Origin of the sequence: Stenotrophomonas sp. 169, assembly GCF_014621775.1 — a bacterium.
Classification (GTDB): Bacteria; Pseudomonadota; Gammaproteobacteria; order Xanthomonadales; family Xanthomonadaceae; genus Stenotrophomonas.
In genome coordinates this window covers 303,860-322,710 of record NZ_CP061204.1, presented here as the reverse complement: position 1 = coordinate 322,710, position 18,851 = coordinate 303,860, and the positions used below count along the sequence as shown (strand labels likewise).

At 66.2% G+C, this 18,851-nt stretch carries 17 protein-coding genes; 6 read left to right on the top strand and 11 right to left on the bottom strand.

Going from position 1 to position 18,851, the window contains the following annotated elements:
• Nucleotides 1–366 precede the first annotated feature (366 nt).
• From ICJ04_RS01270 to dusA, 4 genes are all read right to left on the bottom strand, one after another.
• Nucleotides 367–1,791 (bottom strand): sensor histidine kinase, encoded by a 1,425-nt coding sequence (locus tag ICJ04_RS01270; RefSeq protein ID WP_188325770.1) that lies wholly within the window; start codon nucleotides 1,789–1,791, stop codon nucleotides 367–369.
• Nucleotides 1,792–1,813: 22 nt separating this feature from the next.
• The gene (locus ICJ04_RS01265) at nucleotides 1,814–2,497 is read right to left on the bottom strand and encodes a response regulator transcription factor (protein WP_004136763.1); all 684 of its coding nucleotides are present in this window, start codon (nucleotides 2,495–2,497) and stop codon (nucleotides 1,814–1,816) included.
• Nucleotides 2,498–2,571: 74 nt separating this feature from the next.
• Nucleotides 2,572–2,841, bottom strand: a complete 270-nt coding sequence (locus ICJ04_RS01260) for a hypothetical protein (protein ID WP_223203025.1) — start codon at nucleotides 2,839–2,841, stop codon at nucleotides 2,572–2,574.
• A 337-nt stretch (nucleotides 2,842–3,178) separates the two neighbouring features.
• The gene (dusA, locus tag ICJ04_RS01255; protein WP_188325768.1) at nucleotides 3,179–4,174 is read right to left on the bottom strand and encodes a tRNA dihydrouridine(20/20a) synthase DusA; all 996 of its coding nucleotides are present in this window, start codon (nucleotides 4,172–4,174) and stop codon (nucleotides 3,179–3,181) included.
• 642 nt (nucleotides 4,175–4,816) lie between these two features.
• Between dusA and ICJ04_RS01250 the strand changes: the two genes are divergently transcribed.
• Together ICJ04_RS01250 and ICJ04_RS01245 are read left to right on the top strand one after the other, a co-directional pair.
• Nucleotides 4,817–5,068, top strand: coding sequence for a hypothetical protein (locus ICJ04_RS01250; protein ID WP_188325767.1), 252 nt, complete (start codon nucleotides 4,817–4,819; stop codon nucleotides 5,066–5,068).
• Nucleotides 5,069–5,538: 470 nt separating this feature from the next.
• Nucleotides 5,539–5,862, top strand: coding sequence for a hypothetical protein (locus ICJ04_RS01245; RefSeq protein WP_188325766.1), 324 nt, complete (start codon nucleotides 5,539–5,541; stop codon nucleotides 5,860–5,862).
• A 434-nt stretch (nucleotides 5,863–6,296) separates the two neighbouring features.
• Here the strand turns inward: ICJ04_RS01245 and ICJ04_RS01240 are convergent, their stop codons facing one another.
• Entirely contained in the window at nucleotides 6,297–7,760 is a 1,464-nt protein-coding gene (locus tag ICJ04_RS01240; protein WP_188325765.1) for a SulP family inorganic anion transporter, read from the bottom strand.
• A 509-nt stretch (nucleotides 7,761–8,269) separates the two neighbouring features.
• Here ICJ04_RS01240 and ICJ04_RS01235 point away from each other — a divergent pair.
• Nucleotides 8,270–9,226: a cation transporter gene (locus ICJ04_RS01235; RefSeq protein WP_223202956.1), complete on the top strand. Its 957-nt coding sequence runs from the start codon at nucleotides 8,270–8,272 to the stop codon at nucleotides 9,224–9,226.
• Between the two features lie 97 nt (nucleotides 9,227–9,323).
• Here the strand turns inward: ICJ04_RS01235 and ICJ04_RS01230 are convergent, their stop codons facing one another.
• The gene (locus tag ICJ04_RS01230; RefSeq protein WP_188325763.1) at nucleotides 9,324–10,148 is read right to left on the bottom strand and encodes an AraC family transcriptional regulator; all 825 of its coding nucleotides are present in this window, start codon (nucleotides 10,146–10,148) and stop codon (nucleotides 9,324–9,326) included.
• Nucleotides 10,149–10,257: 109 nt separating this feature from the next.
• Here ICJ04_RS01230 and ICJ04_RS01225 point away from each other — a divergent pair, with 109 nt between their 5' ends.
• Together ICJ04_RS01225 and ICJ04_RS01220 are read left to right on the top strand one after the other, a co-directional pair.
• A complete protein-coding gene (locus ICJ04_RS01225) occupies nucleotides 10,258–10,683 on the top strand; it encodes an organic hydroperoxide resistance protein (RefSeq protein WP_188325762.1) in 426 nt (141 codons plus the stop codon).
• Between the two features lie 120 nt (nucleotides 10,684–10,803).
• On the top strand, nucleotides 10,804–11,238 hold the full coding sequence (locus ICJ04_RS01220; protein ID WP_188325761.1) for a lysozyme inhibitor LprI family protein: 435 nt from the start codon (nucleotides 10,804–10,806) through the stop codon (nucleotides 11,236–11,238).
• Between the two features lie 430 nt (nucleotides 11,239–11,668).
• Here ICJ04_RS01220 and mmsB read toward each other — a convergent pair whose 3' ends face one another.
• The 5 genes from mmsB to ICJ04_RS01195 are packed head-to-tail and all read right to left on the bottom strand — an operon-like array spanning nucleotide 11,669 to nucleotide 17,216.
• Complete coding sequence (gene mmsB, locus ICJ04_RS01215; protein ID WP_188325760.1) at nucleotides 11,669–12,559, bottom strand: 3-hydroxyisobutyrate dehydrogenase; 891 nt, start codon at nucleotides 12,557–12,559, stop codon at nucleotides 11,669–11,671.
• Entirely contained in the window at nucleotides 12,556–13,737 is a 1,182-nt protein-coding gene (locus ICJ04_RS01210; protein ID WP_188325759.1) for an enoyl-CoA hydratase/isomerase family protein, read from the bottom strand. Before ICJ04_RS01210 ends, mmsB begins: the two co-directional genes overlap by 4 nt.
• Nucleotides 13,734–14,531: an enoyl-CoA hydratase gene (locus ICJ04_RS01205; protein ID WP_188325758.1), complete on the bottom strand. Its 798-nt coding sequence runs from the start codon at nucleotides 14,529–14,531 to the stop codon at nucleotides 13,734–13,736. Before ICJ04_RS01205 ends, ICJ04_RS01210 begins: the two co-directional genes overlap by 4 nt.
• Nucleotides 14,528–15,694 (bottom strand): acyl-CoA dehydrogenase family protein, encoded by a 1,167-nt coding sequence (locus ICJ04_RS01200; RefSeq protein WP_188325757.1) that lies wholly within the window; start codon nucleotides 15,692–15,694, stop codon nucleotides 14,528–14,530. The genes ICJ04_RS01205 and ICJ04_RS01200 overlap by 4 nt, the downstream gene beginning before the upstream one ends.
• A 16-nt stretch (nucleotides 15,695–15,710) precedes the next feature.
• Nucleotides 15,711–17,216 carry a CoA-acylating methylmalonate-semialdehyde dehydrogenase gene (locus ICJ04_RS01195; RefSeq protein ID WP_188325756.1) on the bottom strand — a complete coding sequence of 502 codons (1,506 nt, stop codon included), beginning with the start codon at nucleotides 17,214–17,216 and terminating at the stop codon, nucleotides 15,711–15,713.
• A 113-nt stretch (nucleotides 17,217–17,329) separates the two neighbouring features.
• Here ICJ04_RS01195 and ICJ04_RS01190 point away from each other — a divergent pair, with 113 nt between their 5' ends.
• Entirely contained in the window at nucleotides 17,330–18,697 is a 1,368-nt protein-coding gene (locus tag ICJ04_RS01190) for a short-chain fatty acyl-CoA regulator family protein (RefSeq protein WP_188325755.1), read from the top strand.
• Nucleotides 18,698–18,851 lie beyond the last annotated feature (154 nt).

The following is an 18,851-nucleotide window of genomic DNA, read 5'->3' as shown; positions in this document are numbered from 1 at the left end:
AGGTAGCGCCGAGCCATGCTCGGCGAGCGCACCGCGCGGTGCGTGATGTCCGCGCGGTGATGGATTCCGCCGAGCGTGGCTCGGCGCTACCGAAGATGCCGCGAGGTGATCGATCCGCGCGCACGGTGAAGTGGCGAGCCGGTAGCGCCGAGCCATGCTCGGCGAGCGCCCCGCGCGGTGCGTGATGTCCGCGCGGTGATGGATTCCGCCGAGTGTGGCTCGGCGCTACCGAAGATGCCGCGAGGTGATCGATCCGCGCGCACGGTGAAGTGGCTAGCCGGTAGCGCCGAGCCGTGCTCGGCGAGCGCACCGCGCGGTGCGTGATGCCCGCGCGGTGATGGATCCTGCAGCGGCTGGAACGCCGGCTTACGGGCCGGGCGGCAGCCGCACTTCGAAACGCGCGCCACCCAATTCCGACGAGCGCGTCACCAGCAGTTCGCCGCGGTAATCCTTGATCAGGTCCTGCACGATCGACAGGCCGATGCCATGGCCTTGCACGCGCTCATCGCCGCGCACACCCCGCTGCAGCACCTTGGCGATGTCATCGTGCGCGATGCCCGGACCATCGTCGTCCACCGCCAGCAGCAGGCCGGGTCGACGCATGTTCGGTGCGGGCAGCGGTTGCGCGGTCAGCAGCACGCGGCGGCTGGCCCACTTGAAGGCGTTTTCCAGCAGGTTGCCCAACAGTTCCTGCAGGTCACCCGGCTCGCCGTGGAAGCGCGAACCCGGATCGATGTCGAACTCGCACAACACGCCCTTGCTGGCGTACACCTTCTCCAGCCCGCGCACGATCTCCTCGGCATTGGACTCGATCGGCAGCGGCGCGGAGAACAGTTTGTGGCCCGACGACGCGGCACGTGCGAGCTGGTAGGACACCAGGTTGTTCATGCGCTGCAGCTGCACATCCAGCTCTTCGCGCAACGCATCGTTGCTGGATCCGCTGTCCATCTGCGTACGCAGCACCGCGATCGGCGTCTTCAGGCTATGCGCCAGATCGGCCAGCGTGTTGCGCTGCCGCTCCAGATTATCGCGCTCGCTCTCGATGAAGGCGTTGATGCTGTCGGTCAGCGGTTCCAGTTCGCGCGGGTGGCGCTCGCTCATGCGCTCGCTCTCGCCGCGCTGCACGCGCGTCAGCTCGGTGATCACCCGACGCATCGGCCGCAGGCTCCATTGCAGGATCACCGTCTGCAGCAGCAGCAGGATCAGGCCGATACCACCGAGGTAGAACCACACACGGCCACGGAACACGCGCAGCTGCGCACCCAGTGCGCTGCTGTCTTCCATCACGTAGATCGTGTACGGAAACTCGGTCGCCGGATCGGCTTCCACGTCCCACACCAGGCCTTGGCCGTAGCGATACACCGAACCCTCGCTGCCATCGATCTGGATGATCGGCAACGGGCCTTCAAAGACTTCCTGACGCGGCGCGAGCAGGCCACCGCCCACCGTAGGCAGCATGGGACCTTCGGCGGACATCGAGGTGACCTTGCCATCGGGCGTCACCACCTGCAGGTACAGGCCACTGCCGGGGACGTCGAAACGCGAATCCGGCGGCTGCTCGCGCAGGTACAAAGAGCGGTCGCGGGTGAAATCGCTGCCCGCCGCGTAGGCCGTGGCGTAGTTCTTCAGGCGCTCGCGCAGGTTGGCACGCGCGGTATCGGCAAAGGCCGCATCCAATGCGTAACCGGCCAGCGCCAGGAAGGCCACCAGGCCCACCGACGCAGCCAGCAGCTGGCGTGCCTGCAGGGATCGCGGCCGCCAGCGTCGGAATAACCACAGACGGCCGGACATCAGATGCTCGCCAGGTGCAGGCTCAGCCTTCGTTACGCGGAATCGCGAAACGGTAGCCGCGGCCGCGTACGGTTTCAATCGGCTTCAGTTCGCCGTCCGGATCCAGCTTCTTGCGCAGGCGGCCGATGAAGACCTCCAGCACGTTGGAGTCGCGGTCGAAGTCCTGCTGGTAGATGTGCTCGGTGAGATCGGCCTTGGAGACCAGTTCACCGGCGTGCATCATCAGGTACTCCAGCACCTTGTACTCGTAGCTGGTGAGATCGACATTGCTGCCCGCCACGCTGACCGTCTGCGCCGCGAGGTCCAGCGCAACCGGGCCACATTCCAGCGTCGGCTTGCTCCAGCCGGCTGCACGGCGCAGCAGTGCATTGACACGCGCCAGCAGTTCTTCAACGTGGAACGGCTTGACCAGGTAATCGTCGGCGCCCTGCTTGAGGCCCTCGACCTTGTCCTGCCAGCTGGACCGTGCGGTCAAGATCAGCACCGGAAACTTCTTGCCCTCGTCGCGCAGGGCCTTGATCAGTTCCATGCCCGACATCTTGGGCAGGCCCAGATCGATGATGCCCACGTCGAACGGCACTTCGCGGCCCATGTAGAGACCTTCCTCGCCATCCTGCGCCGCGTCGACGGCAAAGCCTTCGCGCTTGAGCCGGGCTGCAAGGGTCTCACGCAGCGGGGCTTCGTCTTCGACCAGAAGGATACGCATGAACTCTCCCTAGTGTGCTGGGGTCGGCCTGTTGGGCCGGTGGAAATCGGGTTTGATGCGACGATGATCCCTGTTCAGGGGTTATCGCCGCGTAGTGAAGACATATCCGATCGGGGCGGGCGGGGTTGTGAACGCTGCTGCACAGGATCGTCCATGTAACGCACGCGACCACGCTCATCCATGTACTTCACGCGGTTGATGTTGCGCCCATCAAAGGGCACCTGCTCCACGCCAAGGATGTGTCCACCGGTAGACCGCTGCACCCGACGCACCGCATCGGACAACGACCGCCGCTCTTCGCTGGGGCCACCGCGCACCATGTCCGCACGCTCGGCCATCTGCATGCGCTGCGGCACGCCCTGCTGCATCTGCGCCGGTGGAGGCGCCTGCGCATGGGACGGCAGCGGCGCCAATGCACCCAGCGCCACGCAGGTGGCAAGGGTGAGCTGGCAGGTGTGGAAACGGAAGAACATCGTTGCGATCCTAGCCGAGGTCGGCAATTCGTTCAAAAAATGTGAAGTCCGCGTCCGGATCAGGGACCCGGGGCTTTACATATCTTTCCCAAATTTCGGCTTTTACCAGTGAATCCGGTCTGAACTTTTCTGAAGATCGGATGTCTATGTTCAGGTAAGTGAACATACTAGCAGGTATGTTGCGCCGGATGTCGCCCTGCAGAAGTCCTCAAGCCGCGACGCGTCCGCCATCCCGCTCGGTGACCGCGAGCGCCTGTTCCACCAACGACCAGTCGGCTCCCTCACGGTGCGCGCCTTCACTGAGGATCTGCCGGAATGCGCGCCCCCCGGGCTGGCCATGGAACAGGCCCAGGATGTGGCGGCTGATGTGCTTGAGCGCGGCGCCCTCCGCCAGCTTCGCTTCGACGTAGGGACGCAGCGCGCGCAGCAGGGCCTGCCGCGTCTGCAGCGGTGCGCCCGTGTGCAGCGACTCCAGCTGATGCAGCAGGTAGGGGTCATGGTAGGCCGCACGGCCCAGCATCACCCCGTCCACCTTGCCCTGCTGCGCCTGTACGGCGTCGATGCTGGCCAGCCCGCCGTTGAGCACCACGGGCAGCTGCGGGTGCTCCTGCTTGAGGCGGTACGCCCAGTCATAACGGAGCGGGGGTACTTCACGGTTTTCTTTGGGCGAAAGGCCCTTCAGCCACGCGTTGCGCGCGTGCACCACCACCATCGGGGCACCCGCCTGCACTTGCCGGTCGACGAATTCCGCGAAGCGCTCGTACTCGCTGTCATCGTCCACACCCAGGCGGCATTTGACCGTCACCGGGATGTCCACGGCCGCCACCATCGCCGCCACGCAGTCGGCCACCAACGCCGGTTCGCGCATCAGGCACGCACCGAAGCGCCCCGCCTGCACGCGATCAGACGGACACCCGCAGTTGAGGTTGACCTCGTCATAGCCCCAGTCCTGCGCGATACGCGCGGCCTGCGCCAACAGGGCCGGCTCGCTGCCACCCAGCTGCAGCGCCAGCGGCTGTTCCACCGGATCGAAGCCCAGCAGCCGTTCGCGGTCGCCATGGATCACCGCGTTGGCGTGCACCATTTCCGTGTACAGCCGCGCGCCGGGCGCCAGCAGCCGATGGAACACGCGGCAATGGCGGTCCGTCCAATCCATCATAGGGGCGACGCACAGGCGGATACGTTCAGATTTCAATATTTTCATGTACTTAAGGTCATAAAGATCGACTGGCGGCCACAGCAATTCGCTTGAGTGAAGCCCTGGGCACCAGGGTGGCCAAACAGCTGACCGCCCCCCGTGTGATCGCGCATTCCCGACAGCAGGTGCGGGGCGCCACATGAACGCCAAGGGGCGCATTATCCCTCGCGCGCGCCTGCAATCATGAACGTAGCCGCGGGATTCCTTTCCGACGACTCAAACCGGCCAGGCCGATGAAAGGTGTTGAAGTCGACAACCGATTCGTGGCCGAGGCCTGGCGCTTGGTAATTTGCCTTTCGTCATTCTCACGGCGCAGCGTGGAGGCGGGATCACCCGGCTACTGTGGTCTGACCTCGGCGCGGCGAACCCCAGGACGATGCTCAGGGACGCCAAGCACCCACGCAGCAAGACCGGCCTTGCCCGGCAACGTGGCGCAATGAACGTGTCCGGCGACTGCGGGGCGGGATACAAGGCCGGAGCTGTCAGCCTCAACGCGGGAGCTGCCCGCTTCGTCGCATCGGAGTCTCCTATGCGGCTACCAGCAAGCCTGCTGCCGTCTGCGGCGCGCTGCCCTACAGCCTTTCTTCAACCAGCCGTCCACCATGCCTCTCGCGGCAGGTCGCCGCGCTCACCCTGAAGAGAGACATCATGAACAATCACCGATTGAAGTCTGTTCTGTCTGGCTTGCTCGTTGCCCTCGTCATGGCCCCCAGCGCCAACGCTGCCGTCACTCCCCTCAGCGTGACATTCAAAGGCAAATTTGGTGAAGCTCAACGTCGGGAGGCAGATCGCCTGCTGAAGTTCGGGTGCGACAAGTTGGTTGGCCAACTGGTGGGTGAGCCCAAGGTCAACGTCATCGATGCCAACACCGTAATCGTCCACCAGAACTGCGAACATTGACAGCGCCCAAGCGCGCGGGCTGCCGTACGGCGGTAGCCCGGATGGAAGAATGAAGGCATGCGGACAGGCCGCCCTTCTTCGGCCATGGGCCCGAGCGGCTGCACGCACGGACCCGAGTGCAGTTTGGCGGCACCCGTTGATGCGTTTCCATCGCGACCCTTGGCGTCCTCCCACCGCACGTTGCCCCAGTTCCCATCCTGACGTTCCCGCATTCGCGCCTGCTACCGGGCCGTCTGCAACGCGGACACCCAGCCGCACGCTGGAAATGCCTGCCGACCATGCTGGACATCGATGGCGCCGGCATAAGCGGAGCTCGGCGCACGCGGCGTAGTCCTTTGTGCCTGAGCTGAACGTCGTTCTGGTCTGATCCGTGAGCCCGCGCACAGACCGGCCCCCCATTCGCCCAAAGCCGTATTCCCGGCTCTCGAAGCACTACGTTGGAAGCTCCACCCGCTCTTTTGAAGACAGCTATGAACGCGCTCATCAACGCATCACTCATCGGCTTGCTGGCACTCAACACTCCGCCCGTCGAACGCATAGGAACGGAGGATGCCCCCATCGGGGACGCCTATTTTCGCCCGGCCAATGATGGCGGAAATGCCGGTAATTACGTGCTCGGATGCAGAGCCAAGCTGACGACGGGCACCATTACCCAGATCTGGGAGGGTGAGGGCAGCCTGAGCTATCACCTGGACGGCGACGAGCATGTTTTTACGCTCACGCGTTACAAGATGGTGCCGCCGAACGGAAACCCGACGTTTCGCAACAACCTGAACATGATCGGCACGGGATAGCGCAAGGATTCCGGAGATGATCTGATCATGGACGGCAGGTGGCATGACAAATTGACCACCGTGCGTCGGCCCAAGGCGGCCGGACCCGGCAACGTGAAGTTCCAGTTCGTCTTCGACCGGCAAGGTTCTCCTGATGTGAGCTGCTCCACCGCTATCTTTACCGCCCCCTGAAATCCGGGAGGGCGGGCGCAGTAGAAGGCCTGCATCGCCGCGGAATGATCCCGCCAAGGACAAGAGCGTGAGTGATGTCTACGGCCGGTTGGGCCGCAAGCCCAACGCCAACAACCGGGCGATGCTGCAGGTAGCGCAACGTGTCTGGCTGCAACGGCACGCGCGCGGTGCTGCGTTCGCGACCGCTGCTCGGCGGACCATGCGTCAGTCTGGAAGGCGCGCTGAGGCAAGCACAGCGCGCCTTACGGCTCGGGTCGCAGCGGTCAGTGCACGCTGTCCGGTGCGCCCTTACGTCCCACCCGCTCCACCAGCGTCCGGCTGGCCGCGTTGAGGCCAACGATGTCCACCACGGCGCCATGCGCACGCAGCTTTTCGGCAGCGCGTTCCAGTGCACCCACGGCCGTGAGGTCCCACAGGTGCGCGTGCTGCAGGTCGATCTCCACCCGCGGCGCAACGTGCTGGTAATCGAAGGCCGCACCGAACTGCCCGGCCGATGCGAAGAACACTTGTCCACGCACCACATACCGTTGCGCGCCTTCGTGGTCATCACGCTGCACGTCCAACATGCCGCCGACCTTGCGCGCGAAGAACAGCGCTGACAGCAGCACGCCGCTGAGTACGCCCTTGGCCAGATCATGCGTCGCCACAGTAACCACCACCGTCAGCAGCATCACCATCGAAGAGCTGCGCGGATGGGTGCGCAGGTCACGCAGCGAGCGCCAGCTGAAGGTGCCGATGCTGACCATGATCATCACCGCCACCAGGGCAGCCATCGGGATCTGCCGCACCAGCTCGCTGCCGTATACCACCAGCATCAGCAGCACGCTGCCGGCGACCAGGCAGCTCAGGCGCCCGCGCCCGCCGCTGGTCACGTTGATCACCGACTGCCCGATCATCGCGCAGCCGGCCATGCCGCCGAAGAAGCCGGTCACCGTGTTCGCCAGGCCCTGCCCGGCACACTCGCGGTTGCGCTCGCTTGGGGTTTCGGTGATGTCCTCGACGATCTGCAGGGTCATCATGGATTCGAGCAGCCCCACCACCGCCAGCGTGGCCGACACCGGCAGCAGGATGCGCAGCGTCTCCCAGTTCAGCGGCACGTCCGGCAGGAAGAAGGATGGCAGGCTGTCGGGCAGCTGGCCCATGTCACCGACCGTGCGTACGTCGATGCCGAATCCGATCACCACGGCGGTGAGCACGCCGATCGCCACCAGCGGCGAGGGCACCACGCGGGTGATGCGTGGCAGCAGGTAGATGATCGCCAGCGCAGCCGCGCAGAGCAGGTAGACCGTCGGCCCACGGCCGACGAGCTCCGGCAGTTGCGCCATGAAGATCAGAATCGCGAGCGCATTGACGAAGCCGGTGATGACCGAGCGCGAGACGAAGCGCATCAGCGAGCCCAGCTTCAATGCGCCGGCCAACATCTGCAGTACGCCGGTGAGGATGGTGGCGGCAAACAGGTACTGCAGGCCGTGGTCCTTGACCAGATCGACCATCACCAGCGCCATCGCACCGGTGGCGGCGGAGATCATGCCCGGGCGGCCGCCGGCGATGGCGGTGATGACCGCGATGGAGAACGAGGCGTACAGGCCGACCTTGGGATCGACCCCGGCAATGAGGGAGAAAGCAATGGCCTCGGGGATCAGCGCGAGCGCGACGACGATGCCGGACAGCACGTCGCCACGGACGTTGCCGAGCCACTGCTGGCGCAGCGGGTAATGGGTCTGCATGGGATTTCCTTGGCGCACGTGGTCACGGCCACGCAGCGCTGCAATGGGTACGCGGGTTCCTGATGCCGGACAGGTCCGGCTGCCATGCGGCAGGGGTCAGGGTGGCGTGGTCACTGCGTACGGGCTTCGCGGAGGGCGGGAAGCGCGCAAGTCTACGGCAGCCACGGCCTGGCGGGTAGCGCCGAGCCGTGCTGCCGCCGTGGTAGCGCCGAGCCGTGCTCGGCGGAAGAACGAAGCTGCCGCGCTGCGCGCTCGCCGAGCGTGGCTCGGCGCTACCGGGGGACCGGCCTAGGGCTGCTGACGCTGCATGCTGCCGCCGTGGTAGCGCCGAGCCGTGCTCGGCGGAAGAACGAAGCTGCCGCGCTGCGCGCTCGCCGAGCGTGGCTCGGCGCTACCGGGGGACCGGCCTAGGGCTGCTGACGCTGCATGCTGCGTGCTGCCGCGCTGCGCGCTCGCCGAGCGTGGCTCGGCGCTACGGGCTGGTCATGGTCCCGGCCTACAATCACGGCATGGCCATCATTCCCCCACGTTTCTTCGATACCCGCACCGAGCAGGGGGTGCTGCGCCTTTCGATCGCCGGCACCCTGGTCATGGCCTCCATGGCGGTAGGCTTCGGGCTGTACGCCAATTCCTCGCTGATCATCTTCGATGGCATCTACGGAATGATCGATGTGGTGATGACGTGGCTGTCGCTGCTGGTCGCCCGGCTGATTGCCCAGTCCACCAATACCGATACCCTGCAGTCGCGCCTGAACCAGCGTTTTTCGATGGGATTCTGGCATCTGGAACCCATCGTGCTGGGCGTAAGTGGCACGCTGATGATTGGTGCGGCGCTGTACGCGTTCGTCAATGCGGTGGATGCGCTGACCTCGGGCGGGCGTCTGATCGCGCTCGGCCCGGCCATCACCTTCGGGGTGATCTCGCTGCTGGCCGAAGGGGCGCTGGCGGCGTTCGTGCTGCGTGCCAACCGGCAGATCGGCTCGGACTTCATCGCCTTGGATGCGAAGAACTGGATCATCGCAGCGAGCATGTCCGCGTGTTATCTGCTGGCCTTCATCGGCGGTGCACTGGTGCGTGGCACGTCGCTGGACTGGATCGGGCCGTACATCGATCCGGGCATCCTGGCAGTGGTCTGCCTGTTCGTCATGGTGGCGCCGCTGGGCACCGTGCGCCAAGCCTTGGCCGGCATCCTGCTGGTGGCGCCCCAGGAGCTGCGGGCGCACGTGGATGCGGTGGCCCGCGATGTGGTCACTCGACATGGATTCATCGATTACCGCAGCTACGTGGCGCAGGTCGGTCGCGGTGAGCAGATCGAACTGTTCTTCGTCGTCCGTGCGGACGATCCGCCGCGTGCGTTGGCCGAATGGGATCGCCTGCGCGATGAGATCGGCGACCTGCTGGGTGAGGAGTCGCCGGATCGCTGGCTGACCATCATGTTCACCACCGACCTGGAATGGGCGGTATGACCGGGTAGGGCCACGCCGTGCTCGGTGGAATGCTTCACCGCGCGGGGCGCTCGCCGAGCGTGGCTCAGCGCTACCACGGCAATTGCCATACCCAGCGTCACCGCGCGGCCTGTTTCCATTCCCTCGGCGACTGCCCGGTCTGGGCCTTGAACGCGCGCGACAGCGCGGCCTCGCTGCCATACCCGACGTCGCCGGCAATGCGCTTCAGCGGTTGGCCACGGCGCAGGGCCTGCTGCACCAGTCGCGTCCGCCACGCCTGCAGGTACTGCCCGGGCGTACTGCCTACGACATCGCGAAACCCTTCGGCGAAGGCGCTGCGTGACATCCCGGCACGCTCGGCCAGCGTCTGCAGCGACCACTCTTCGGCCGGTCGTTCGTGCATGGCCACCAGTGCATGGCGCAGCCGCGGGTGGCCCATTCCGGCCAGCAGCCCGACCTGGATCTGGCCGTTTTCCATCAGCGTGCGCAGCACCTGGATGATCACCAGTTCGAACAGGCGGTCGAGCATCGCCTGCCGGCCACAGCGCTCGGTGAAGGCTTCTTCAAAGAGCACACCCAGCACCGCGTTGCTACCCAGCAGGTCGGCCAGTGGCAGGCAGATCGGGCTCGGCAACGCGTCGGCCACCGGGCTGCCTTCGCCGGCTTCGAAACGCAGCCCCGCCGTCACCAGCGGCACCTGCAGCCCGTCATCAATGCTGAAATGATGTTCGCGCGGCCGGGTGTACAACAGCACGCTGGGCTGATCGATGCGCAGGCGGGTGCCATCGCTGTCCATCACCTCCACGCCGCCCTGGCTGAGCAGGTGCAGCAGGGGTTGGCTGGCGGCCTGCGCCGGCACCCAGTGGCCGCTGATCTCGCCACCCTGCAGCAGCCGCGCACTGACCGGGAAGCGGTCGAGCAGGGATTCAAGTCGATCGAGCATGGCTGGACGATCCATCAAGTTTTCCGGACTCCATGTTGCCACACGTCCAGCCAAGGCGCGCAAAGTACACCTCACCGGCCAACCGGCCACCCCAACAAGGAACTCCGCCATGTCGATCGAAAAGGTTCTGTACACCGCCCAGGCCACCGCAACCGGCGGCCGCGAAGGCCGCGCTGTGTCCTCCGACAACGTGCTGGACATCCAGCTGTCGACCCCGCGCGAGCTGGGCGGCGCAGGCGGCCCGGGCACCAATCCGGAGCAGCTGTTCGCTGCCGGCTATTCGGCCTGCTTCCTCGGCGCGCTGAAGTTCGTCGCCGGCCAGGCCAAGGTCGCGCTGCCGGCTGACACCACCGTTACCGGCAAGGTCGGCATCGGCCAGATCCCGACCGGTTTCGGCATCGAGGCCGAGCTGACCATCACCGCCCCGGGTGTGCCGCGCGAACAGCTGGAAGAGCTGGTGCAGAAAGCCCACATCCTCTGCCCGTACTCCAATGCGACCCAGGGCAACATCGACGTCAAGCTGATCGTGGCCTGACTTTCATCCCCTGCACGCGGCCGGATCGCCCGGCCGTGTGCACGGGTGTCCGGGTCGGGTCTAACGCGCCTGTCAGCAACCGCTTCGTATACTCCACGCCCCATGATCGTGGAGTAGCGCATGCAGCTGTTGCAGAAGCCGTTCTGTCGTTCGATCACGCTGCTCAGCGCCTTGCTGGCCAGCAGCGCCGCGCTCGCCTTGTCGCCTGTTCCGGCCACCCCGGCGAAGGGCATCAGCCCCACTTTCACGACCTGCCAGCAGCGCGCCCAGGGCGCCATCGTGCAGGCTGCGTGCATTTCCGCAGAAACCACCCGCCAGGACCAGCGCCTCAACCGCGTCTACAGAGCGCTGCAGGCAAAGCTGGACGCAAGCGGAAAGGCGGCCCTCACCGCAGCCCAGCGTGCGTGGCTGCAATCGCGTGACCGCGATGCCGAGCTGGAGACATACGTGCAGGACAGCACCCAGGCCGGCAACCTGCAGGGCAGCGATGCGCAGATGCGCCGCCTGAGCGCGCGCGCCGACCAGCTGCAGCAGTATCTGGACCTGCTGGAGTAAGCGGCTGACCGAGGGTGGGCCAGCGTCGTGCCACCTGTCCATCGCGGGGATCACGCGCGGCATGCGCGAGCCCGACTGGGGAACCGTCAGCAGCGTTGCGCAGAGCAGCGGATACAGCCTGGGCGCGATCCAGGTGGACTTCGGCCAGCTCGGCACGTGGCCGGTGGGTTCCATCGAAAGTCGCCCAACGCAGGCGGGCGAAAAGACCTACGTGGATGCGGTGATCACCAGGCACAGGCCTACGCCACGGCAAAGGGTCTGCCCTCCACCGCAGATCGTGACGACCTGCGCGGGGATCTGCTCAGCCATGGCAACGGGATCGGGGGGCGCTCGTCGATCCGCTTCATGGATGAAGGGACACGCGACAGCAGCAAAACACCAAGCGCCTGATCGCTTTCGCTCGGCGAAAGCGATCCGACCCAGCTCGCGGTTACTTCTCGTTGCTCACCAGCTGCACCACGCTGGAGAAGTCCAGCTTGCCGCGGCCTGCCTGGTGATTCATCGAATACAGGTTGCGCGCCAGCTCGCCGAGCGGGATGGAGGCGCCCACGCTCATCGCCGCTTCCACCGCCAGGCCCATGTCCTTGAGCATCAGGTCGCTGCCGAAGCCACCGCTGTAGCCGCGCGAGGCCGGCGCGTTGTCCAGCACCCCCGGCCACGGATTGCACACTTCGGTCGCCCAGCTGCGGCCGGTACTGACCGCCATCATCTGCGACAGCACCTTCGGGTCCAGCCCGTGTGCCACACCCAGCGCGATGGATTCACCGGTCACCGCCATGATCACGCCCAGCGCCATGTTGTTGCACAGCTTGGCGACCTGGCCGGCGCCGCTGGCCCCCACATGGAAGATGTTCTTGCCCATCGCCTGCAGGTAGGGGCGTGCACGTTCCAATGCGTCCTCTTCGCCACCGACGATGAAGGTCAGCGTGCCGGCGGTGGCCCCGGCGGTGCCCCCCGATACCGGCGCGTCCAGCATCTGCAGGCCACGCGCCGCGGCGGCTTCGGCAACCTTGCGCGCGGTGGCCGGTGCGATGGTGCTGCAGTCGATCACCAGCGCACCGCCCGGGATGTCGGCCAGCAGGCCGTCATCGCCCAGATAGACGCCTTCGACGTGGCGGCTGGCCGGCAGCATCGAGATCACCACCTCGGCATCGGTCAACGTATCCAATGCGGAGGTGGCAGCCGTTGCGCCGGCATCCACGGCCGCCTGCACGGCGGCGGGCACGAGGTCGAACACGCGCACGGCGTGGCCCGCTTTGGCCAGGTTGGCGGCCATCGGACCGCCCATGTTGCCCAGCCCGATGAATGCAATGCGACTCATGCGACGGTCCTTTCAGCAGCGGTGGCGCCAAGGTCGGCCAGCGGGTGCTGGTCGGCCGGCCACGGGGAAATGAAGAAGTCTTCGGCCCACGCCGCGCTGGCGTCCGCCAGCGAAGCCGGGCTCCAGTGCGGGGTGCGGTCCTTGTCCACCAACAGCGCGCGGATGCCCTCGGCGAAGTCACCGTGCGCGGCGCAATGCAGGGCCGTCACGTACTCCAGCCGGTACACCGTCGCCAGGTCCGCGCCGGCGGTGCGGCGCTGCAGTTCAAACGCCAGCCGCGCCGAACCGGGTGCACCGGCGGCAAGCGTCTTCTGTGCGTTCTGCAGCCACGCGTCGTCGGTCTGCAGGGCGCGGATGCGTTCGATGATCGCCGGCAGTTCATCGCCGGCGCACAGCGTTACCAGCAGGTCCGCATGGGCCTGCAGCGGCCCCGTGGGTGCGTCGCTGGCGAAGGCTTGCAGCAGCGTGTCCAAGCGGCCGTGGTTGCCCTCGCTGTCGCGGCCCCAGTCCGCCTGCAGCAACGCGTCGAAGACTTCGGCGCGCTGCGATTCGGCGATGTGCAGATCTGCCAGATCGGCATGGATCGCATCACCCGGGCCAAGCAGCGCGCCGGTCAGCGCCAGGAACAGTCCGCCCTTGCCCGGCACGCGCTGCAGCAGCCAGCTGCCGCCGACGTCCGGGAACAGGCCGACGGTGATCTCCGGGAACGCCAGTTTCGAGCGCTCGCTGACCACGCGATGGCTGGCGCCGGACATCAGGCCGATGCCGCCGCCCATGACGATGCCGTGGCCCCAGCACAGGATCGGCTTGGGGTAGGTATGGATCAGGAAATCTACGCGGTATTCGACATCGAAGAACTCGGCGGCATGCGTGTTCTGGCGGATGTCCACCTGCCCTGCCGCGCGGTAGGCCTGCATGCTCTGGTACAGGCTGTGCAGGTCGCCGCCGGCGCAGAATGCTTTCTCGCCAGCGCCCTGCAGCACGACCATGGCCACGCCGTCATCGTCTGCCCACGCACGCAGCTTTTCCAACAGCAGGTGGGCCATCGGCAGCGAGAAGCCATTCAACGTGCGCGGTGCGTTGAGCGTGGCGATACCGATGCGCGTGCCGTTGGCCGCGGTGCGTTCTTCAAACAGCACCGGCGCTTCATCAACCACGATGTCGGTTTCCCGGCTCATGCGTTCTTCCACTGCGCGCTGCGCTTTTCCAGGAAGGCGCTGACGCCCTCTACCTGGTCGGCGGTATCGAACAGGTCCACGAACGCTTCGCGCTCTGCGACCAGCGCCGATGCATGCGTACCGGTGCGGGTGGACTGCACCAGCGTCTTGCAGGCGGCGATGCTGGTCGGGCTCTGTTTGCCGGCCTTCTTCGCCCACTCCAGCGCCAGCGCTTTACCTTCGCCCTTGCCGGCTTTCTGCTCGGCCAGACCGATCCGCACGGCGGTATCTGCGTCGATGCGCTCACCGAGAAGGATCATCCGCTTGGCCCAGCCTTCGCCGACCAGGCGCGGCAGGTTCTGCGTGCCGCCAGCGCACGGCAACAGGCCGACGGTGGCCTCCGGCAGCGCCACCTGGGCGTGTTCTTCGATGATGCGCAGGTCGCACGCCAACGCACATTCCAGGCCGCCGCCCATGGCATAGCCGTTGATGGCCGCGATGGACACGCCGCGGAACGCGGAGAGCGCCTCGAATGCCTCACCGAAGCGGCGCGCGGCTTCCCGCGCAGCGGCTTTGTCGCCGGACGCAAACTGGTTGAGGTCGGCGCCGGCGGAGAAGAACTTCTCGCCCTCGCCACTGATCACCAGTGCATAGACATCACGGTCCGCGTTCAACGCACCCACCAGGTCGCGCAGGGCCGACAGGCTGTGCACGGTCCAGGTATGCGCGGGCGGATTGTGCAGGGTGATGACCGCAACGTGGCCATCGGCCTCGACCTTCAGGCCGGCATGTTCATGGATGCGCCAATCGTTCATCGCAGTTCCTCTTCGGTATTGAGCAGGTGACGGGCAACGATCACCCGCATGATCTCGTTGGTGCCCTCCAGGATCTGGTGCACACGGCAGTCACGCAGCAGGCGCTCGATCGGGTACTCGCGGATATAACCGTAACCGCCGTGGATCTGCAGCGCTTCGTTGCACACGGTGAAGCCCGCATCGGTAGCGAAGCGCTTGGCCATCGCACACCACACGTTGGCATCGCTGGCACCCGCATCGAGCTTGCGGGCCGCGGTGTGCACCATCTGCCGTGCGGCGACCAGCTCGATGGCCATGTCGGCCAGCTTGAACTGCAGCGCCTGGAACTCGGCCAGCGCCTTGCCGAACTGGCGCCGCTCGCCCATGTAGCGTCGTGCCGCATCCAGCGCACCCTGCGCGGCGCCCAGCGAACAGGCGGCGATGTTGATGCGCCCGCCGTCCAGGCCTTTCATGGCCAGCTTGAAGCCGCCGCCCTCTTCGCCCAGCAGGTGGCTGACCGGCACGCGTACGTTGTCGAAGGTGATGCCACGGGTCGGCTGGCTGTTCCAGCCCATCTTCTCTTCCTTGCGGCCGTAGCTGATGCCCGGCAGGTCGGCCGGCACCGCGATGGCGCTTACGCCTTTCGCGCCGGGGCCGCCGGTGCGTGCCATCACCACCAGCAGCTCGGTCGCGCCAGCGCCGGAAATGAAGGCCTTCGCGCCATTGAGCACATAGTCGTCGCCATCGCGCACGGCCGTGGTCTTCAACGATGCCGCATCCGAGCCCGCTCCCGGTTCGGTCAGGCAGTAGGAGGCCAGCTTGGTGCCGGCCGACAGATCCGCGCCCCACGCGGCGCGCAGGCTTTCCTGGCCCCAGGTGGAGACCATCCACGAGGCCATGTTGTGGATGCTGACATAGGCCGCCGTGGAGGGATCCACGTTGGCGAGTTCCTCGATGACGACGGCGGCGTCCAGACGGCTCAAGCCGCTGCCACCGACCTCGGGATCCATGTACAAGCCACAGAAACCGAGTTCCCCTGCCTTGGCGATTGCCTCGCGCGGGAAGATGCCCTCCGCATCCCACCGCGCTGCGTGTGGCGCCAATTCTGCCTGGGCGAAGTCACGCGCTGCCTCTCGATAGGCTTGCTGCGCTTCGTCGAGTTCCGTCGTCATCGAGTTACTCATGTCTGCAACTCCGTGGTTACTTCAGGCTGATGGTGGTGTTGACGCCGTGGCTCAGCGTCTCGTCATCGAACCAACGTGCCGTGATGGTCTTGGTCTGCGTGTAGAACATCACCACCTGCTTGCCATATGGACCGAGGTCACCCAGCTTGGATGCGCGCGATCCGGTGAAGGAGAACAGCGGCACCGGCACCGGGATCGGCACGTTGATGCCGACCTGGCCGACGTCGATGTCTTCCTGGAAGCGACGCGCGGCGGCGCCGGACTGGGTGAACACCGCCGTGCCGTTGCCATTGGGGTTGCTGTTGACCAGCGCGATGGCGTCTTCCAGCGTTTCCGCTTCCAGGATCACCAGCACCGGCCCGAAGATTTCTTCCTGGTAGATGCGCATGTCGGTGGTGACGCCGGAGAAGATGGTCGGCCCGACGAAGTTGCCCTTCTCGAAGCCATCGACCTGCGGATTGCGGCCGTCCAGGTCCAGCGTTGCGCCCTGCTCCACGCCCGAAGCGATCAAGCCTTCCACGCGTTCGCGGGCACTGCAGGAAATGACCGGGCCGACATCGGTGCCCGTCACCGAGCCAGCGCTGACCTTGAGCGTCTTCGCCTTCGCCACCAGGTCCGGCACCCAGGCGCGTGCATCACCCACCAGCACCAGCGTGGAGGCGGCCATGCAGCGCTGTCCGGCCGCACCAAAGGCGGCGCCAACCATCGCGTTGAGGGTCTGCTCCTTGTTGGCATCAGGCAGCACGACCGCATGGTTCTTCGCGCCCATCATGCACTGCACGCGCTTGCCGGCCAGCGAGGCGCGGTTGTACACGTGGGTGCCGACGCGGGTGGAGCCCACGAACGAGATCGCCTTGATGTCCGGGTGGTCACAGATCGCGTTGACCACTTCTTCGCCGCCGTGGACGACGTTCAGCACACCCTTCGGGATGCCGGCTTCGAGCGCCAGTTCGACCAGGCGCATGGTGACCATCGGATCCTGTTCGGACGGCTTGAGCACGAAGGTGTTGCCGGTGGCGATGGCCATCGGGAACATCCACAGCGGAATCATCGCCGGGAAGTTGAACGGCGTGATGCCCGCGCACACACCCAAGGGCTGCATCAAGGTGTAGGTGTCCACGCCATTGGCCACGTTGTTGGCCAGCTCGCCCAGCTGCAGGTTGCCGATCGCTGCGGCGTGCTCGACCACTTCCAGGCCGCGGAACACATCGCCTTCGGCGTCCGGCACGGTCTTGCCCTGCTCGGCGCTGAGGGTATGCGCCAGCTCGCTCATGTTCTCGCGGATCAGCTGCTGGTACTTCAGGAAGATGCGCGCACGGGTGCCGATGGGCGTCTTGCGCCAGGTCTTGAAAGCTTCCTTGGCGGCAGCGACGGCATCGTCGACTTCGCTGGTGGTGGCGAACGGCACCTGGGCCAGCACGTCCTGCGTGGCCGGATTGACGACGTCCTGCCACTGCGCGGTGGACGACTCGATGAACTGGCCATCGATCAACAGACGGATACGGGGCGCTGCAACAGTCATGGCGGTTCCATCGGAGTGCTGAAGATACTTGGCATTATTCACAGGCCACTGCTCGATTTCTGAGCTGTCTGCGCTTAATCTGGCCAACCGGCCTGCTGATTATTGTTAATCCTGTGAATGACCTTGTGCCCCAGCGTCATCTCGGTCTGCGCCTGGCCAAGCTGCGGGAGCAGCGCGGTTACACCCAGGCGCAACTGGCGCAGGGGCTGGGCGTTTCTGCCAGCTATCTGAACCAGATCGAGCGCAACAAGCGGCCGCTGACCCCGGCGGTGCAGCAGCGTCTGCGCGCCGTGCTGGGCGAACTGGGCGACCTGTTCGATGCCGGGGGACCGGCGGCGCTGCAGGATGCGCTGGGGCAGACGCTGCGTGACCTCGGCCTGGCCGATGTCAGTGCCACCGAACTGCGGGCCATGGCCGGCAACCTGCCGCAGGTCAGCCAGGCCTTGCTGGACCTGCACCGCCGCCATTTGGCGCTGCGCGAGCATGCAGCAGCGCTGGAGTTCCAGCTGGGCGAGCCCGGCGCCGGACTGAGCCTGCCCGCGGGCGACCAGGTGCGCGACTTCTTCAACCGCATGCACAACCACATCCCGGAGCTGGATGAGCTGGCCGAGCAGTTGTTTGCCGAGTGGGGGCTGACCGTCGGCCACATGGCGCCGCGGCTACGCCAGTTGCTGGCCGACCGTCACGGCGTGATGGTGGAAGTGGCACCGCTGCAGGCTGGCCGCGAGAAGCGCCTGCTGGATGCTAAGGCGCGCACGCTGTGGCTGCCGGATTACCTGGAACCGGGCCAGCAGGCCTTCCAGATGGCCGCCGAGCTGGCCCTGCGCGGGCACGGCGAGGCCGTGGATGCGGTGATCGAGCGTGCCGACTTCCGCGATGATGCGCGCATCGCCCAGGCCCGCATCGGCTTGTCCAACTACTTTGCCGGCGCGCTGGTGATGCCCTACGGCCCGTTCCTGCGCGCAGCCGAGCACAGCGGCTACGACATCGAACTGCTGGCGCACCAGTTCGGCGTAGGGTTCGAAGCGGTCTGCCACCGGCTGAGCACGCTGGCGCGGCGCAGTGCACCGGGCCTGCCGTTCTTCTTCATCCGCGTGGACCGTGCCGGCAACGTGTCCAAACGCCACTCGGCCACCGACTTCCACTTTTCGCAGGTAGGCGGTTCGTGCCCGCTGTGGATCGTCTACGAGGCGTTCAACCAGCCCGGACGCATCCTCACCCAGACCGCCCGCATGCCGGATGGGCGGCGCCATTTCTGGCTGGCCCGGCAGGTGAGCAGCGGCCCGGTCGGCCATGGCCAGCCACGCAAGACCTTTGCCGTGGCGCTGGGCTGCGATCTGCAGCATGCAGAGCGGCTGGTCTACACCCGGGGGCTGGATATCCAGAGCCCAGGAAACTCGGTATCCATAGGACCCGGCTGCCGGGTATGCCCGCGCGAGGACTGCATGCAGCGCGCGTTCGCGCAGCTGCCGGGGCGCTGAGGCAGGGGGGCGGCGGGTGGCGGGCGGGCGGGCGGGTGGCTGGCGGGTGGCGGGTGATGGGAATGATGGGAATGATGGGAATGGTGGGGATGGCGGGGTAGAGCCGACTTCAGTCGGCTGCATTTCGCCTGATGCAAAGGCAGCCGACTGAAGT